Raw genomic sequence first — 15,204 nt, forward strand, 5'->3', positions numbered from 1 at the left:
CTGGTGACCCTCACCGGCCCCGGCGGCACGGGCAAGACCCGGCTGGCGCTGCAGGCCGCCGCCGACCTGCTGGACGACTTCGCCGACGGCGTCTTCTTCGTGGACCTCGCACCGCTGGGCGAGCCGGGGCGCGTGGCCTCGGCGATCGCACAGGCGCTGGGCGTGCGCGAGACGGAGCTCGAGCCGGTGGCCGACACGCTGCGGGCCCACCTGCGGGACAAGCGGCTGCTGCTGGTGCTCGACAACTTTGAGCATCTGACCGAGGCGGCCCCGCTGCTGCCGGAGCTGCTGGGCGCCGCGCCGGGGCTGACGCTGCTGGTCACCAGCCGCGTGCCGCTGCACCTGCGCGGCGAACGCGAGTTCCCCGTGCCGCCGCTGCCGCTGCCCAGAACCGACGGGGCACCGAGCGGTTTGGCCGCCGCGGCCGGCTCGCCCGCCGTGGCGCTGTTCGTGCAGCGGGCGCAGGCGGTACGGCCCGACTTCGTGCTGAGCGCGGAGAACGCCGAAGCCGTCGCCGCGATCTGCGCCCGGCTCGACGGGTTGCCGCTGGCGATCGAGCTTGCGGCGGCGCGCACGAAGCTGCTGCCGCCGGCGGCGCTGCTGTCGCGGCTCGAACAGCCGCTGCCGCTGCTAGTGGGCGGGGCGCGCGACGCGCCTGAGCGCCAGCGAACGTTGCGGGACACGCTCGCCTGGAGCCACGCGCTGCTCTCTCCTGAGGAGCAGGCGCTGTTCCGGCGGCTGGCGGTGTTTCCGGGCGGCTGCACGCTGGCGGCGGCGGAGGCCGTCTGCGGCGCGCTCGACGGCGTGGGCGAGGTGCTGGCATCGCTCGCCGCGCTGGTGGATCACAGCCTCGTGCTGCGCTTGGACGACCCAACGGGCGAGCCGCGCTACCGCCTGCTGGAGACGATCCGCGCCTACGCCCTGGAGCAGCTAGCGGTCAGCGGCGAGGAAGAGCGGCTGCGGCAGGCGCAGGCGGTCCATTTCATCGGCTTTCTACGCCGGGCCGTGCGCGGCCGGATGTTTCAGCGCATTGACCCGGAGATCGACAACCTGCACGCGGTGCTTGCCTGGTGCCTGGCGCGCGAGGATCTGAGCACAGGGGGGCGCGTTCTCTGGCCCCTCTACTTCTATGGGATGCGGTTCGGCCACCTGCAGCACGTACGGGGCTGGCCGGAACGCTTCCTGGTCCTGCCGGCGGCGCAGGCGCCGACCGTGTCCCGCGCCCGCCTGCTCTGTCTCGCCGGCACGCTGCGGTGGTGGGGCGGTGGGCAACGCACCGAGCTGGCGCTCGTGGAAGCAAGCATCGTCCTCAGCCGCGAGCTCGGCGACCGCACCTGCCTGAATGTCGCGCTCAACACGCTTGGCGAGGCCGTCATCCGCTGGGATCCGCCGCGGGGCTGCGGCCTGCTGGAGGAACAGCTCTTGCTCTCCCGCGAGCTGAACGACCGGGTTTCGGAGGCGATCGGACTGTTCCTTCTGGCTTACGGGCTGATCATCGCGGGTGACGCTGCTGCCGCGTCCGGCCGTCGCGCCGAGCTGGAACGGCTGGCCTCTCGGACAGGCGACCCCATCTATCAGGGCTGGGCGCTCCTCACCCAGATGATGTTCGCTGCGATGGGTGGCGACTGGGCGGCGATGAGGGCGCTGCGGGAGCCGCTCAGGCGTCCATTGATGGCGGTCGACGGCGGCATCGGCGGATTCGCGGTGCAAGCCTTGATCCTCCAACCACTTGAGTTGCGCCATCAATGGGACATCTCCAGCATGGCAAACGCGCTGGAAGCGCTCCTCTACCTGGCTCGCGGCGGGGGCAACTTCGCCGCCTTTCCATTCTGGATGGTCATGGAAGTCGGGATGCTGGCGGCCTTGCGGAGTGACGCGCCGTCTGCGGCACGCTGGTTCGGCGCCGCCGAGCGCTGGAGCGACGGGCAGTTGCTGCCGCGCGCATGGGCCGATCTCTACGAGCGCGACCTGAAAGCGGCGCGCGCCGCGCTGAGCGAAGACGAATTCAAGCGCTGCTGGGCCGACGGCGAAGGGCTGACGCTGGTGCAGGCGCTGGACGCGGCGCTGGCCTACGTGCGGCGCGTGGCCGCGACAGAAGATGGCGAGACAGTCAGCGCTGGAACCCGACCGCCATTAAGCGACGCGGCACACGGCGAGGGGGAAGCTTAGCCGCCGAGCGGGCGCAGGTGCTCGACGCCGCGCACCAGCACGACGCGGTAGCCCATGCCGGTCAGCTCGCCGCGCAGGGCCTCCCAGCGCACATAGTCGCTCTCGCGCGAGTACTGCCGCAGGCGGCGCAGCAGGGCCGGCTGTTCAGCATCGGCGTAGGCATTGTTGGCGCGGCCGGCGGGCATCATCGGCTCCGACAAAGGACGCCGCTCTCGGCAATATCTATGTAAGATCGTATCGCTTCAGCCCGCTCCGGGGAATATGGGCGACCCCGTACTTTTGGGTGTGCTTACATAAGACTTAACGCCCTCTGGTGACAGATTGGCGCCATACTCGGTCGAGGTGCGGTGCGAATTTGGTTGCTGGGACCATCGCCCTTCGTCTCCACCGCGCCCGAACAGCGGCATTCGGGCGCGGGCGTATTGCAGAAAGCAGGCACGGCCACTACAATGCCGTGGGTTTGGTCCGGCAGCGGGCGCGCCCCCGGGGCGCGCTTTCGTATGCCGGCGCGCCGGCCAGGCGCAGGCTGAAGCGGCCGGACGCTAGATAGGGGCGGTCATGCCGGCAACCGTGGTGATCGGCGGGCAGTGGGGTGATGAAGGGAAGGGGCGGATCGTCGATCTGCTGGCACGCCGCGCCACGATCGTCGCGCGCTACTCGGCCGGCGACAACGCCGGCCACACCGTGATCAACGACCGCGGCAAGTTCAAGCTCAACGTCGTGCCCGCCGGCATCTTCTACGGCGACAAGACCTGCATCGTCGGCAACGGCGTGGCGCTGGAGCCGGCGCGGCTGCTCACCGAGATCGACAAGCTGGTCGATCGCGGCGTCGCCGTCGACCGGCTGTACGTCTCCGACCGCGCCCACGTGGTCATGCCCTACCATCCGATCATCGACCGGCTGGACGAGGCGCTGCGCGGTCCGCTCGCCGTGGGCACAACCGGGCGCGGCGTCGGCCCCGCCTTCGCCGACAAGGTCGGCCGTATCGGTATCCGCGTCGGCGACCTGGTCGACACGGAGCGCTTCACCGAACGGCTGCGCTACGTGCTGGAGTACAAGAACCGCGTGCTCACCCACCTCTACGGGGCCGCGCCGCTGGACTTCGACACCGTGCTGCGCGAGTACAGCGCCTACGGCCGGCGGCTGCAGCCCTTCGTCACCGACACCTCGCTGCTGGTGCAGCAGGCGCTGGACCGCGGCGAGGACGTGCTGCTCGAAGGCGCGCAGGGGGCGCTGCTCGACCTCGACTTCGGCACCTACGAGTACGTCACCAGCTCCGTGCCCTCCTCCTCGGCGGCGGGCGCGGCGCTGGGCATCGGCATCGGACCCAACGAGATCACGCGCACGGTGGGCGTCTACAAGGCGTACCAGACGCGTGTCGGCGGCGGCCCGATGCCCACGGAGCTGTTCGACGAGACGGCGGCGCACATCGCGCGGCGCGGCGACGAGTTCGGCACCAATACCGGCCGCGCCCGCCGCTGCGGCTGGTTCGACGCCGTGGCCGCGCAGTACACGCGCCGCCTCAACGGCCTCACCGACGCCGTGGTCACGCGGCTGGACGTGCTGGACGAGCTGCCGGAGCTGAAGATCGGCACCGCCTACGCCGCCGGCGGCGAGCGGCTGCCGAGCTTTCCTGCCAGTCTGCCGCTGCTCCAGTCCTGCCAGCCGGTCTACGAGACGCTGCCCGGCTGGCAGTGCCCCACCAGCGACGTGCGCGCCTTCGACGATCTGCCGCTGCCGGCGCAGGGCTACGTGCGCCGCATCGAGCAGCTTTTGGGCTGCCCGGTGAGCATCGTCTCCGTCGGCCCCGAGCGCGAGCAGGCGATCCGCGTGCGCTCGATCATCGGGGCGTAGGGCGTTGGGCGCAGAGTAGAGGGTTTAGGGTATAACAGCAGGCGCGCGGGGATGAACGCGGACTGTCAGGTCGACTTCGTCGCAGCCAAATGAGTTGCAACCCAGCGCGATGCCTGCAACACCCATGGTTCGGCGATGGGGTAGGATGCGCCAGTACATGCTGTGCGATTCTGTCACTGCGGGACGCCGATCGATAGTCGATATATGTGCCGCGGCATAGGAGAACCTGCTGATGCGCTCGCGTCCCGCCATGCTCCTACTCTTCCTATGCACTGCAGCCTGTACCTCATCGAACAATAGTAAGTCCGTGACGACCCAGGCGACGATCGCCTCATCTGCGGCCTTGTCTACCGCCTCATCCACGGTTGCAATTGCCGAGACTCCACTGCCATCCCCCAGCCAGATTCTTGCGCCGCCAACCGCGCCCTCGGTGACGGCAACCCCATTGCTGGCGACCACCCCAACACAGATTCCACCACCGAGTCCAAGTCCTGTTGCGTTAGATGGCGTGGCTTGCTCGCAGACAGATGCGGTCGTTGCACACGACACGCTGAAACCCATCTTTGCCGAGATCAATGATGAGATCCAAGCGCTGGCCGCGGCGGGCAACGCTCCGCCGCTATCCCTGAACCCGCGGCTCCTCGCTACGTCCCAAAGGGTGGCGAATACGACAGTTCCGCCGTGCGCTCAGCCGGTGAAGAGTTCAATGCTAAACTACGTGAATAGCCAGACGGCTGCGCTTATCGCCATCTCTACAAATCCTTCAGGCGCGGCGCAGGCAGAGCGTGATGCCCAAGGCGATCTCGCTGATATGCTCCGCGCCTACGACGCACTCTCACAAGAAGCACAAACCGCCAGCGGTACATCACCGGCCACTCCCGCGCTGAGGTAGGTTCGGCACGGCTCTTCCGCCGGATAGTGTGAGGGAACTGGAGCCCGTACTGAAAGGGAGCTGGCCATGCGCTATCTTCCCGTCGCTCTTGTCGCCGGCGACGTGCTGAATCGGGCTCTGGTCTGAGCCGTCCAAGCCGACAAGAGGTTCGAGGCGAAATATCACTTCCCTCCCCTAACGCGTTGGGGGACGGGCGGGGGAGGGAGCGATGGCCCAGCTCGACGGCAAAGTCGCCGTGATTACCGGCGGCGCCAGCGGAATCGGCGAGGGCGCCGTGCGCCGCTTCGTGGAGGCGGGGGCGCGCGTCGTGATCGCCGACGTGCAGGACGCCCGCGGCCAGAAGCTCACGGAGGAGCTGGGCACGGCCACGAGCTTCCGCCATGTGGACGTGGCGCAGGAAGCGGACGTGCAGGGCGCGATCGCCCACGCCGTCAAAACGTTCGGCTGTCTGGACTGCATGATCAACAACGCGGGCATCGGCGGCGGCGCCGGTCCGATCGAAGAGACGGACATGGCCGCCTGCGACGCGACGCTGGCCGTGCTGTTGCGCGGGGTGGTGCTGGGCATGAAGCACGCGGCGAAGCTGATGAAGGCGCAGGGCAGCGGCAGCATCATCAGCACGGCCAGCGTGGCGGGGCTGGGTGTGGGCTACGGCCCGCATATCTACAGCGCGGCGAAGGCGGCGGTGATCCACCTCACCCGCTCCGTGGCGAACGAGCTGGGCGAGAGCGGCATCCGCGTCAACTGTATCTGTCCCGGCTTTATCGTCACGCCGATCTTCGGCAAGGCGATGGGACTTTCGGCGGAGCAGGCAGACCTGACGCTCGACGCGGTCAAGGGCGTCGGCGCGCGGGCGCAGCCGGTGCAACGCGCCGGCATGCCCGCGGACATCGCCGAGGCGATGCTCTGGCTGGCGAGCGACGCCAGCAGCTTCGTCACCGGCCACGCGCTGGTAGTGGACGGCGGCCTGACCACGGGCATGCTCTGGTCGGAGCGGCAGAAGCTGGCCGAGCAGCGCTTCGGCGGCGCCGCGCCGCCTACGGCCGGCCGGCCGTAAGCTCGCCAGCCGCGCTGCCCGCGCCCCTCACGGCAGCGCCGCGGTACACTGTGCAAACACGTGGAGCCGCGCAGCCGTGCGACATGTGGCGCGAGCGGACGCGAGGGGCGGCGATGACAGCCTACGCCTTCGACAACGCCTGGCAGCAGGCCCGACGGCGACTGGCCTTGCTGGAAGAGTGCCTCGACCCGGCGACGCAACGGCGGATGTCGGCGCTGGGTTTGCACGAAGGCTGGTCCTGCCTCGAGCCTGGCGCGGGCGGCGGCTCGATCGTGGACTGGCTGTGCTCGCAGGTGGGCGCCCCCGGCCGTGTGCTTGCCACCGATCTCGATACGCGCTTTCTTGATGCCCTCACGCGGCCGAACCTCGAAGTGCGCCGCCACAATCTGGCCAGTGATGCCTTGCCCGCGGGCGCATTCGACCTCGTGCACACACGGTTGGTGCTGATGCACATCCCCGAGCGCGAGCAGATCCTGCCGCGGCTCGTTGCCGCGTTGAAGCCCGGCGGCTGGCTGTTGCTCGAAGAGCACGATATCTTCCCCGTGACCGCGGCGGCCGGCGGGCCGTACGCCGAGATGTGGGGCGCGGTGACCCGTGCACTGCACGCGGCCGGCGGGCTGAGCGACTGGGGGAGGCGGCTGCCGGCCCTGCTCGCGGCGCAGGGGCTGGCCGAGCTGGGCGCAGAAGGCGACGTGCCCGTCTTTCCCGGCGGCTCCGCGATGGCCGAGTTCTGGCGCCTGAGCTGGGAGCAATTGCGCGAGCCGATGCGTAAGACCGGCGCCCACGAGCAGGTGCTCGATCGGGCGCTGGACGCGCTGGGCGACGCACGGCAATGGTTCCTCGGTCCGGCCACGATGGCCGCCTGGGGGCGACGGCCCGCGCGCTGAGGCGCGTTTCCCAATCGTCGCCGGGAGGCGCACGATGGCACAGCGCAACCGCCCGTGCCTGCGCTACCGTGAACGCATGGCCGAAGCCGCGGCGCCAGGCATACTGACGATCGGGCACTCGACGCGGCCATTGGCGGAGCTGATCGCGCTGCGGCAAGGAGCACGGCGTGCAGCGGCTGACGGACGTGCGCACGCTGCCGCGCTTGCGCCGCAACCCGCAGTTCAACGAGGAGACGCTGGCGAAGGCGCTGCCCGCGGCCGGCATCGCCTATGAGCCGATGCTTGTGCTGGGCGGACTGCACCGGCCGCGGCGTGCGCCGCGTCTTCCTTCCCCGCAGTGGAAGGGTTGTCTGAAGGCTACCCGTAGCCCACGAACCGCACCCTTCCTCATGTCACATGCGGGGAAAGGACAGCCGAGCCTGTTGCTGTCATCGCGGAGCGGCGATGTCGACTCAATGCAGGGACAGGCCCGGGCGGCGCCTCCATTCCCTCTTTCCTACCCCCTACTCCCCGTCCCCTAACCGGTAGCGGCGCAGCTCGGGCATGCCCGCGGTGACGGCGGCGACCACCGCGAGCACGGCCGCGCCGCCGCTGACCACGGAGAAGGTCGCGCTGGTCAGCGCGGCCACAAAGCCCGACTCGATCGCGCCCACCTGGTTGGAGGCGCCGATGAACACCGAGCTGACGGCGCTGACCCGACCGCGCAGCGCATCCGGCGTGGCGAGCTGGATCGTCGTCTGGCGCATGATCACGCTCACCTGGTCGGCGGCGCCGACGAGGGCGTAGGCGGCAAGCGAAAGGGGAAAGGAGCGCGAGGCGCCGAAAAGCATCGTCAGCAGTCCGAAGCAGGCGACGGCGATCAGCAGGCCGCGCCCGGCACGCTGCACGGGCGGCAGCGCCACCAGCAGCACCGCCATCAATACCGCGCCCACGGGCAGCGCCGCGGTCAGCAGCCCGTAGCCGTCGGCGCCGACCTTCAGCACGCTCTCGGCGTAGACCGGCAAGAGCGCCGTGGCGCCGCCGAAGATCACCGCAAACAGGTCCAGCGTCATTGCGCCGAGCAAGACCTGGCGGCGCCAGACGAACTCCACGCCCTCCCGCACCGCCGCCAGGCTGACGGCGCGCTTCGGCGTGACGATCAGCGCCGGGCGCAGCGGCAGCAGGCTCAGCGCCGTGGCGGCGTACAGCACGGCGGAGACGCCGTAGGCGCCCGCCAGGCCGGCGGTGGCGATCAGCAGTCCGCCGACGGCCGGACCCAGCACGAAGGCGAACTGCTGCACCGTGGTGCTGACGGCCACGGCGTTGGCGAAGGTCTCGCGCGTCACCAGTTGCGGCAACAGCGCCTGGCGCGCCGGGTTCTCAAAGGCGGAAGCGAGGGCGATGGCGAAGGTGAGCGTGAAGACCAGCGCCAGGCCGCCGCGGTTGTGCGGGCTGGTCGCCATCAGCGCCAGCGAGCAGGCGAGCGGCGGGAACTGTGCGAGCAGCATCACGCGGCGGCGATCGAAGCTGTCGGCCACGGCGCCGCCGAGCAGGCCGGCCAGCAGCGCCGGCAGAAAGCGCACCAGGCCGAGCACGCCCAGGGCCAGCGCCGAGTTGGAGATGCGGTAGACCTGCCAGGCGATCGCCGCGCTCTGCAGCGTTGTCGCGGTGGCGGACCAGAGGCGGCTGAGCAGGAAGAAGCGGAAATTGGGCTGGCGGGCGGCGGCGAAGGGATCGTGCCGCGGCGGCGGGGCGCTGGCGTCGCTGGTGGCTAATTTCGCCAGGGTGCGATCCTCCGGCGGCCGCGCGACCGGCGCCGAGGCTCAGCGTACAGGATCGCCGCGGCACGGGCCACGCGGCATTCGGCCCTCACCCCCGTCCCCCTCGCCCAATCCTGGGCGAGGGGGACGGGGGTGAGGGCCGAGGCTTCCCTGTCGCACTCCCGGCGCTTATGCATAGGAGCATGAGCGCAAGCGAACGGGAGCCGGCCGCCACGCCGGCGGCGCCATCGCCCGCGGCGCTGCCGTCGGACAACACCCGCCTGCTGCAGCTGAGCGACGGCGTCTTCGCCGTGGCGATGACGCTGCTCGTCTTCGGACTGACGCCGCCGGACCCGCGCAGCACACCGCCCGACCGTCTGGTCCAGGCCGTGCGCGACCAGTGGCCGCACTTCCTCAGCTACACGCTCAGCTTCGTGGTGATCGGCAGTCTCTGGATCACCCACCACCGCATCTTCCGCTATCTCAAGAGCCACGACGGCCCGCTGATCTGGTTGAACCTGCTGGTGCTGCTTTGCGTCGCCCTTCTGCCCTATCCCACGGAAGTGATGGGCGAGTACGGCTCGCGTTCGTTCCCGGTCGGCTTGTACGCCGCCAGCATGGGCGTCACCTCGCTCTCGCTCAACCTGCTCTGGTTCTACGCGCGCCATGACCCGCGCCTGGTGAACGAGGATCTGCCGGTAAGCGCCCGCCGTTTCTATCCCTGGCGCGGTCTCGTCACAACGGTCGTGTTCTTCGCATCGGCGCCGCTGGCCGCGATCGATCCGGCGATGGCGCAGCGCTCCTGGGCGCTGATCGCCCTGGCGATTCCGATCATCTACCGCCTCACGCGCGAGACGGAGTGAGGCGGCCTCACCCCCGGCCCCTCTCCATGGCATGGAGAGGGGAGGATCATGCTGAGGGCAGGTCAGTCGAGCGCAGCCCCGCATTGCTCTCCATGGCATGGAGAGGGGAGGATCATGCTAAGGGCAGGTCAGTCGAGCGCAGCGCCGTAGAACGCCTCGCCGCGTACGGCGAGGGCGGCGGCATTGAGCTGCAGCAGCTCACCGGCGCGGTTGCTCTGGCCGTTGATCGCCGCGGTGTAGACGATCAGCAGAGCTGCGCTCGCCGGATCCCAGACGGCGTGGTCGATGGTGAACTGGATCGTCTCGATGCGGGCGATGGCGGCGTTCCAGTAGGCGCGCAGCGCGTCCTTGCCGCGCACGGTGGCCGCTCCCACCGTGGCGGCCGCCTTCGGGCTGGTGAACTCGACCTCTTCGGCGAAGTGGGCGAGCACGGCCTCGACGTCTTTGCGGTTCCACTCCTCCGCCCAGCGGCGGGCGAACGCCTGCGCCCGCTCATGCGTCATCGGCTCGGTCGCGCTGCTCGCAGTCATCGGCTGCTCCTCACGGCGGCCGCCCGCGGGTTTGGCCCGGCGAGCGGCCGCGTCCTGTCAACCTCAGTATCCGATCCTCGCCGACCGCGTGTGTTTGGCATTGGCCGCTGAATTGGCAGCGACGGGACGCACGGCGCGGACGCGGCCCGCCGGCTTTGCCCTTTCAAACGGCGCCGGCCTCGCGCTCGCTCTTGTGCGCGACGACCCAGAGGAAGGTGGTCGGCTGGCCGTGCTCCTCGGCCGTCTCCTCCTGGGCGCTGAGCAGCCGCAGGTCCGCCTCCTCAACCAGCCGCCGGTTGGTGGCGCTGTCGAAGTGACTCCAGTACATCGGCGCCCCGAGCCAGTCGTCCTCGTAGCCCGCCGCGGTTGAGTGGGCGCCCATCGTCGCCACCAGCAGCCCGCCGGGCCGCAGCCAGCTCGCGATGCGCTGCAAGAGGCCGGCGTGCTCCTCGCGCGGCAGGTGGATGATCGAGTAGAAGGCGACGACCGCAGCGAAGCTCGCCGGGGCGAAGTCGAGCGCGGCCATGTCCGCCTGGAGAAACGTTGCGCCGGGGATGCGCTCGCGGATCAGCGCGATCTGGCGGGCGGAGATGTCCACGCCGGTCAGCGTGAAGCGCTCGGCCAAACGCGCCGTCGTGGTCGAGCCGGAGCCGCAGCCCAGCTCCAGCACGGCGGCGCCCGCCGGCAGCCGCTCGAAGACGATCGCGGCATAGCGCGCCTTCTCGCCCTTGCGTACCTGCGAACCCCATTCGTGGTGACTGGCGCCGATGCGGTCGTAGCCCTGCTCCACCAGCCGCTTCGGGTCCGTGCTGCGGTCCATGCATCCTCCAGATCGCCGCCGACTGCGCCGGTCGGTGCGCGGTGCCCCATCGATCGCGGGTGGCCGCTCCGCGACCACAGACAGGCGCTCCTCCCGTTTCCCGTAGACGCCGGTGCTCGGAAACGGTTCCGCCGCGCCGCCTCAGGCTGAGCGGTTCAGCACGAGCGGTGCGGGCAGCATTGACATCCTTGCTTTTTCACTCTTACTATTAATTTCATAGTCACTTGCGCTTCAGCGCCGGCTCAGGGAGGGACCGTCATGGCCTTCACCGCGACGCGGACACGCAGCATGCCCTCGAAGTGGCTGACGCTGCTCGCCGTCTGCCTCGGCCTGATGATGCTGATGATCGATACGTTCGTCGTCAACATCGCCTTCCCCGCGATCAGCCGCGGCCTGCACGCCGGCCTCGGCGAGGCGGAGTGGACCGTCTCCGGCTACGTGCTGGTGATGGGTGTGCTGCCGATCGCCATGGGCCGGCTGGGCGACCTCTACGGCCGGCGGCGGCTTTACCTGCTGGGTCTGGCGCTGTTCGTCGGCTCCTCGATCGCCTGCGGGCTGTCGCAAAGTATCGGCGCCCTGATCGTCTTCCGCGTGGCGCAAGGCGCCGGCGCCGCGATCATGACGCCGCTCACCCTCTCGATCGTAACGCATGCCTTTCCTGCCGCGCAGCGCGGGCTGGCGATCGGCATCTGGGGCGGCGTCTCCGGCCTGGGCCTGATCGCCGGGCCGATCCTGGGCGGCCTGCTGGTGCGCGGCGACAACTGGCGCTGGATCTTCTTCATCAACGTGCCCGTGGGCCTGCTGGCGTTCGTGCTGGCGCTGCCTTTCGTGCCCGAATCGCGCGACGAGACCGCCCCGCGCGGCATCGACTGGGGCGGGCTGACGCTGCTCTCGGCCGCGCTCTTCCTCCTCGTCTACGGCCTGACCCGGGCGAACGAGCTGGGCTGGGGCTCGCCGGTGCTTCTCGGCAGCCTGCTGGGCGGCGCGGCGCTGCTGCCGGTGTTCGTCGCGCTGGAGCGGCGCGTGCAGCGGCCGCTGATCGAGCTTTCGCTCTTCCGCAGCCGCACGTTCGTGATCGCCTGCCTCGCCGCCTTTCTCTTCAATGCGGGCGTCTTCGGCAGCCAGCCGTACAGCAGCCTGCTGCTGCAGAACACCTGGGGCTTCTCGCCGCTTGAGGCGGGCTTTGCCTTCGTGCCGGCCACGGCGCTGGTGGCCCTGATGACGCCGGTTTCGGGTATGCTCGGCCAGCGGTTGGGCGGCCGGCTGCGGCTGGTGATGATCGCCGGCTCGCTGCTGGTCGCCGTCTCGGCGCTGTACCTGCTGCGGCTCGACGTGCGCAGCGGCTACGCCGACACCTTCTTGCCGGCCTTCGTGATCCGCGGCGCCGGTATCGGCCTGTTCATCGCCGTGACCTCGCTGGCGGTGATGAGCGCCGTGCCCGTGGCGAAAGCGGGACTCGCCTCCGGCACGCTGACGATGGCGCGGCAAATCGGCACCTCGCTCGGCGTGGCGCTGCTCGGCGGCGTCTACCTCAACCACGTGGACGGCGCCCTCTCCGGCGCGTCTTCGGGCGCCCCGCAGCAGGCGGCGGTGCGCCGGGCGGCGGAACACTTCCTGCCGGCCGGCACGGGCGCGGCGCAGGCGGCGGCGCGGCAGGCGATCGTAGACGGCTTCGTGCGCGTCTCACTCTTCGTGGCGCTGCTGAGCGTGGCTGCGGCGCTGGCTGCCGTTTTCATCCGCCACCGTGCCGCCAGCGACCCGGCGCCCGAGTCCGCGCCGGCGGCGTGGATGCCGTCGGCCGTCGCTGCCGATCCGCTGCCTGCGGCGGTGCTGGACTGAGCCGCGCGGGGCCGCTATACGCACCCCTTCCCCGCGAACTCGCAGGCGAATAAGACATGGTTTCAAAGCCGGCGTTCACGTGCCATCGCGCACCGGCAAGCGGGAACCCGCGCCGGCATTGAAACCATCTGTATCTGTAAATCTGGAAGGAGAACACCATCATGGACAGGGCAATCGAGCGCGTCCGCAAGTTTCAGACCGGCGAGCTGCCGGGCGGGCCGGTTGTCGAACTGCTGGGCCTGACCATCACCGAGGTCGAACACGGCCGCCTGGTGATGGAGATGGAGAGCGGCCCCGCGTTCGCCAATCCGATGGGCACCATGCACGGGGGCATCCTCACCGCCCTGGCCGATTCGGCGATGGGCATGGCCTACGTCTCGACGCTGGGCGAGGAGGAGAGTTTCACCACGCTGGAGCTGAAAATCAACTTTCTCAAGCCGGTCTGGCGCGGCCGGCTGACCGCTGAGGCGCGGCTGAAGAAGGGCGGCAGCACGGTGGGCCTGGTCGAGTGCGACGTGCGCGACGCCAGGGGCAGCCTCGTTGCCTACGCTGTGAGCACCTGCATGACCCTGCGCGGCGAACAGGCGATGGGGCGCATGCCGGCCGCCTAGCATCCGTCAGGCGCTGGTGCCGCCGCTTTGCCCAGTGGGCGGCAGACCGGCGCACGGGTAGGCGGTGCACCGCGTGTGAATGCCTGCTTCCACCCGAACGCGGGACCACCAGTGCAGAACGGGCGTCAGCGGAACCGCGGCAGCACCTCGGCGCAGAGCAGGCGCAGCGCCTCGCGCACCTGTGCGTAGGGGATCGTGCCGCCGCAGTTCAGCTCGGCCAGCACGCCGTCCAGACCCAGCTCGTCGCGCAGCTCGCCCAGCCGCTCGGCAACCTGCCGCGGCGTGCCGACGATCACCTTCTCGCGCTGGGCGTCTTCCCAGGAAACGCTCTGCAGCCGCTGGCCGCGCTCGCCGCGCTGTTCGATCGCGCGGGCGCCCACCCCCGTGGCCGAGCCTTCCAACCGGGCGCCCAGCGTGCGGTAGAAGGACATGATGCTCGCTTCCGGCTCCGCCTGCGCCCGTGCCTCCGTCTCGGCCACGTAGACCGGCACGCGCAGGTAGACCTCGCCGCTGCCCGGGTGCCCGGCTTCACGCCAGGCCGCGCGGTAGGCGGCGATGTTGGGCGCCAGTTCGGTGAGCGTGCCCAGCCGCACCGCGACGAAGATCGGCAGCCCCTGCGCCCCGATCGCGGGGAAGGTGTCCTGCGAGTTGGAGGCGACGCGGATCGGCGGGTGCGGCTGGCGGTAGGGCCGCGGCGTCACACCCACGTGCTGATACTGGTAGAAGCGGCCGTGGTAGGAGAACTCCGGCTGCGTCCAGGCGGCGCGGATCACGTCCAGCGCCTCGGCGAAACGCTCGCGGCTTTCGGCGTAGGAGATGCCGTAGTTTTCGTAGACGCGCTGGAAGCCGCTGCGGCCCACGCCGAAGATCAGCCGGCCGCGGCTGATCTGATCCACCGTCGCCGCCTCCTCGGCCAGGCGCACGGGCTGGCCCAGCGGCAGCACCTGCACGGCCGTGCCAATCAGCAGGCGCTCGGTGCGGGCGGCGATGGCGCTGGCCAGCGTCAGCGGCGAGGCGAGCACGGAGCGGCGTGGGGAGAAGTGCAGCTCCGCCAGCCAAACCGCGTCCAGCCCCCACTCCTCGGCCGCATCGACCAGGTCAAAGCCCTCGGCGAAGGCCTCGGCCTCGCCCTGGTCCGCGCGGCAGGCGAACTCATGAAAGATGCCGAACTCGAAGGGCGCCATCGCACACCTCCCCGGGGGCATGCGCCGATGATACACCGAGAGGGCGTAGGGGCAGCTTCGGCCGCTCGACAGGGCGGCGGGCGCAGAAACGAGAAACGCGGAGAGGAACCAGCAGCGCTAACCCGGCCGAGCCACGCGCCTCCTCCCCACGATCGCCCCCTTCTCTCCCAGGATTGGGAGAGAAGGGGGACGGGGGGTTATGAGGGCCGCTCAGCCTCCTACCTGTTGTTCACCGAGGCATACGCCCAGGCCTCGGTGGCGAAGTCGTAGTCGTCCACCGTCCAGTAGTTCTGCAGCCAGGGCTGCCGCATGCTGTAGGCCTTGGTGTAGTGCAGCGGCACGATGTACATCTTGTCGTCCGCCGCCCGCTGCGCGTCGTAGACCAGTTGCAGCCGCTTGTCCGGATCCAGCTCGACCTGCTGCTTCTTGACGATCGCGGCCAGGTCGGGGTCGTCCACGCGCGAATGGTTGCGGTTGCCGTCCTTGGTGAACTGGCCCGTCAACCAGTCGTCGGGGTCGGTGAACGGCGTTTGCAGGCCGTGGCCGATGCCGTCCTTCGGCAGGTTGCCCGTGGCCCAGATGCCGTGCGTCGCCTCGATCCAGTCCTTCAGGTAGTCCACGGGCACGGGCTGCGACTTGAAGCCGGCGTCGGCCAGCATACCGCGCGCCGCCTCGGCGTAGGCGTTGAACGTGTCGCCGTAGGCGTTGTTGGGGTAGTAGAACTTGAACTCCGTGCCCAGCGCCCCCGCCGCCGTCAGC

The 15,204-nt window shown here is 69.9% G+C and carries 15 protein-coding genes; 9 read left to right on the forward strand and 6 right to left on the reverse strand.

Features of this window, described 5'->3' with window-relative positions; all coding sequences use genetic code 11:
* Positions 1–2,169, forward strand: a 2,169-nt coding sequence (locus VKV26_16290; GenBank protein ID HLZ71462.1) for an AAA family ATPase, incomplete at its 5' end; no start/stop codon positions are given.
* On the opposite strand, the gene VKV26_16295 is transcribed toward VKV26_16290, so the two are convergent.
* On the reverse strand, positions 2,166–2,354 hold the full coding sequence (locus VKV26_16295; protein HLZ71463.1) for a hypothetical protein: 189 nt from the start codon (positions 2,352–2,354) through the stop codon (positions 2,166–2,168). The genes VKV26_16290 and VKV26_16295 overlap by 4 nt on opposite strands.
* Before the next feature lie 373 nt (positions 2,355–2,727).
* Here VKV26_16295 and VKV26_16300 point away from each other — a divergent pair, with 373 nt between their 5' ends.
* From VKV26_16300 to VKV26_16320, 5 genes are all read left to right on the forward strand, one after another.
* Positions 2,728–4,023 (forward strand): adenylosuccinate synthase, encoded by a 1,296-nt coding sequence (locus VKV26_16300; protein ID HLZ71464.1) that lies wholly within the window; start codon positions 2,728–2,730, stop codon positions 4,021–4,023.
* A gap of 307 nt (positions 4,024–4,330) precedes the next feature.
* Entirely contained in the window at positions 4,331–4,915 is a 585-nt protein-coding gene (locus VKV26_16305; GenBank protein ID HLZ71465.1) for a hypothetical protein, read from the forward strand.
* A gap of 208 nt (positions 4,916–5,123) precedes the next feature.
* Positions 5,124–5,972 carry a glucose 1-dehydrogenase gene (locus tag VKV26_16310; protein ID HLZ71466.1) on the forward strand — a complete coding sequence of 283 codons (849 nt, stop codon included), beginning with the start codon at positions 5,124–5,126 and terminating at the stop codon, positions 5,970–5,972.
* 113 nt (positions 5,973–6,085) lie between these two features.
* Positions 6,086–6,859 (forward strand): class I SAM-dependent methyltransferase, encoded by a 774-nt coding sequence (locus tag VKV26_16315; GenBank protein ID HLZ71467.1) that lies wholly within the window; start codon positions 6,086–6,088, stop codon positions 6,857–6,859.
* A gap of 167 nt (positions 6,860–7,026) precedes the next feature.
* A complete protein-coding gene (locus VKV26_16320) occupies positions 7,027–7,380 on the forward strand; it encodes a DUF488 family protein (protein ID HLZ71468.1) in 354 nt (117 codons plus the stop codon).
* Here VKV26_16320 and VKV26_16325 read toward each other — a convergent pair.
* The gene (locus VKV26_16325; GenBank protein HLZ71469.1) at positions 7,363–8,622 is read right to left on the reverse strand and encodes an MFS transporter; all 1,260 of its coding nucleotides are present in this window, start codon (positions 8,620–8,622) and stop codon (positions 7,363–7,365) included. The genes VKV26_16320 and VKV26_16325 overlap by 18 nt on opposite strands.
* 179 nt (positions 8,623–8,801) lie before the next feature.
* On the opposite strand from VKV26_16325, the gene VKV26_16330 reads away from it, so the two are divergent.
* Positions 8,802–9,461 (forward strand): TMEM175 family protein, encoded by a 660-nt coding sequence (locus tag VKV26_16330; GenBank protein HLZ71470.1) that lies wholly within the window; start codon positions 8,802–8,804, stop codon positions 9,459–9,461.
* Between the two features lie 128 nt (positions 9,462–9,589).
* On the opposite strand, the gene VKV26_16335 is transcribed toward VKV26_16330, so the two are convergent.
* Together VKV26_16335 and VKV26_16340 are read right to left on the reverse strand one after the other, a co-directional pair.
* Complete coding sequence (locus tag VKV26_16335; GenBank protein HLZ71471.1) at positions 9,590–9,991, reverse strand: nuclear transport factor 2 family protein; 402 nt, start codon at positions 9,989–9,991, stop codon at positions 9,590–9,592.
* 163 nt (positions 9,992–10,154) lie between these two features.
* A complete protein-coding gene (locus VKV26_16340) occupies positions 10,155–10,811 on the reverse strand; it encodes a class I SAM-dependent methyltransferase (GenBank protein HLZ71472.1) in 657 nt (218 codons plus the stop codon).
* Between the two features lie 258 nt (positions 10,812–11,069).
* Between VKV26_16340 and VKV26_16345 the strand changes: the two genes are divergently transcribed.
* Positions 11,070–12,650 (forward strand): DHA2 family efflux MFS transporter permease subunit, encoded by a 1,581-nt coding sequence (locus VKV26_16345; GenBank protein HLZ71473.1) that lies wholly within the window; start codon positions 11,070–11,072, stop codon positions 12,648–12,650.
* Positions 12,651–12,811: 161 nt separating this feature from the next.
* Complete coding sequence (locus VKV26_16350; GenBank protein HLZ71474.1) at positions 12,812–13,261, forward strand: PaaI family thioesterase; 450 nt, start codon at positions 12,812–12,814, stop codon at positions 13,259–13,261.
* A gap of 125 nt (positions 13,262–13,386) precedes the next feature.
* On the opposite strand, the gene VKV26_16355 is transcribed toward VKV26_16350, so the two are convergent.
* Positions 13,387–14,445 carry an LLM class flavin-dependent oxidoreductase gene (locus VKV26_16355; protein ID HLZ71475.1) on the reverse strand — a complete coding sequence of 353 codons (1,059 nt, stop codon included), beginning with the start codon at positions 14,443–14,445 and terminating at the stop codon, positions 13,387–13,389.
* A 218-nt stretch (positions 14,446–14,663) separates the two neighbouring features.
* A partial coding sequence (locus VKV26_16360) for a hypothetical protein (protein ID HLZ71476.1) occupies positions 14,664–15,204 on the reverse strand: 541 nt, incomplete at its 5' end.

It is taken from the genome of Dehalococcoidia bacterium (genome assembly GCA_035310145.1).
Lineage (GTDB): Bacteria > Chloroflexota > Dehalococcoidia > CAUJGQ01 > CAUJGQ01 > CALFMN01.

Excerpts from the sequence above, each read along its gene's own strand:
- VKV26_16295 (HLZ71463.1), bottom strand. The coding sequence starts at position 2,354 with ATGCCCGCCGGCCGCGCCAACAATGCCTACGCCGATGCTGAACAGCCG.
- VKV26_16300 (HLZ71464.1), top strand. The coding sequence starts at position 2,728 with ATGCCGGCAACCGTGGTGATCGGCGGGCAGTGGGGTGATGAAGGGAAG.
- VKV26_16310 (HLZ71466.1), top strand. The coding sequence starts at position 5,124 with ATGGCCCAGCTCGACGGCAAAGTCGCCGTGATTACCGGCGGCGCCAGC.
- VKV26_16315 (HLZ71467.1), top strand. The coding sequence starts at position 6,086 with ATGACAGCCTACGCCTTCGACAACGCCTGGCAGCAGGCCCGACGGCGA.
- VKV26_16330 (HLZ71470.1), top strand. The coding sequence starts at position 8,802 with ATGAGCGCAAGCGAACGGGAGCCGGCCGCCACGCCGGCGGCGCCATCG.
- VKV26_16335 (HLZ71471.1), bottom strand. The coding sequence starts at position 9,991 with ATGACTGCGAGCAGCGCGACCGAGCCGATGACGCATGAGCGGGCGCAG.
- VKV26_16340 (HLZ71472.1), bottom strand. The coding sequence starts at position 10,811 with ATGGACCGCAGCACGGACCCGAAGCGGCTGGTGGAGCAGGGCTACGAC.
- VKV26_16345 (HLZ71473.1), top strand. The coding sequence starts at position 11,070 with ATGGCCTTCACCGCGACGCGGACACGCAGCATGCCCTCGAAGTGGCTG.
- VKV26_16350 (HLZ71474.1), top strand. The coding sequence starts at position 12,812 with ATGGACAGGGCAATCGAGCGCGTCCGCAAGTTTCAGACCGGCGAGCTG.
- VKV26_16355 (HLZ71475.1), bottom strand. The coding sequence starts at position 14,445 with ATGGCGCCCTTCGAGTTCGGCATCTTTCATGAGTTCGCCTGCCGCGCG.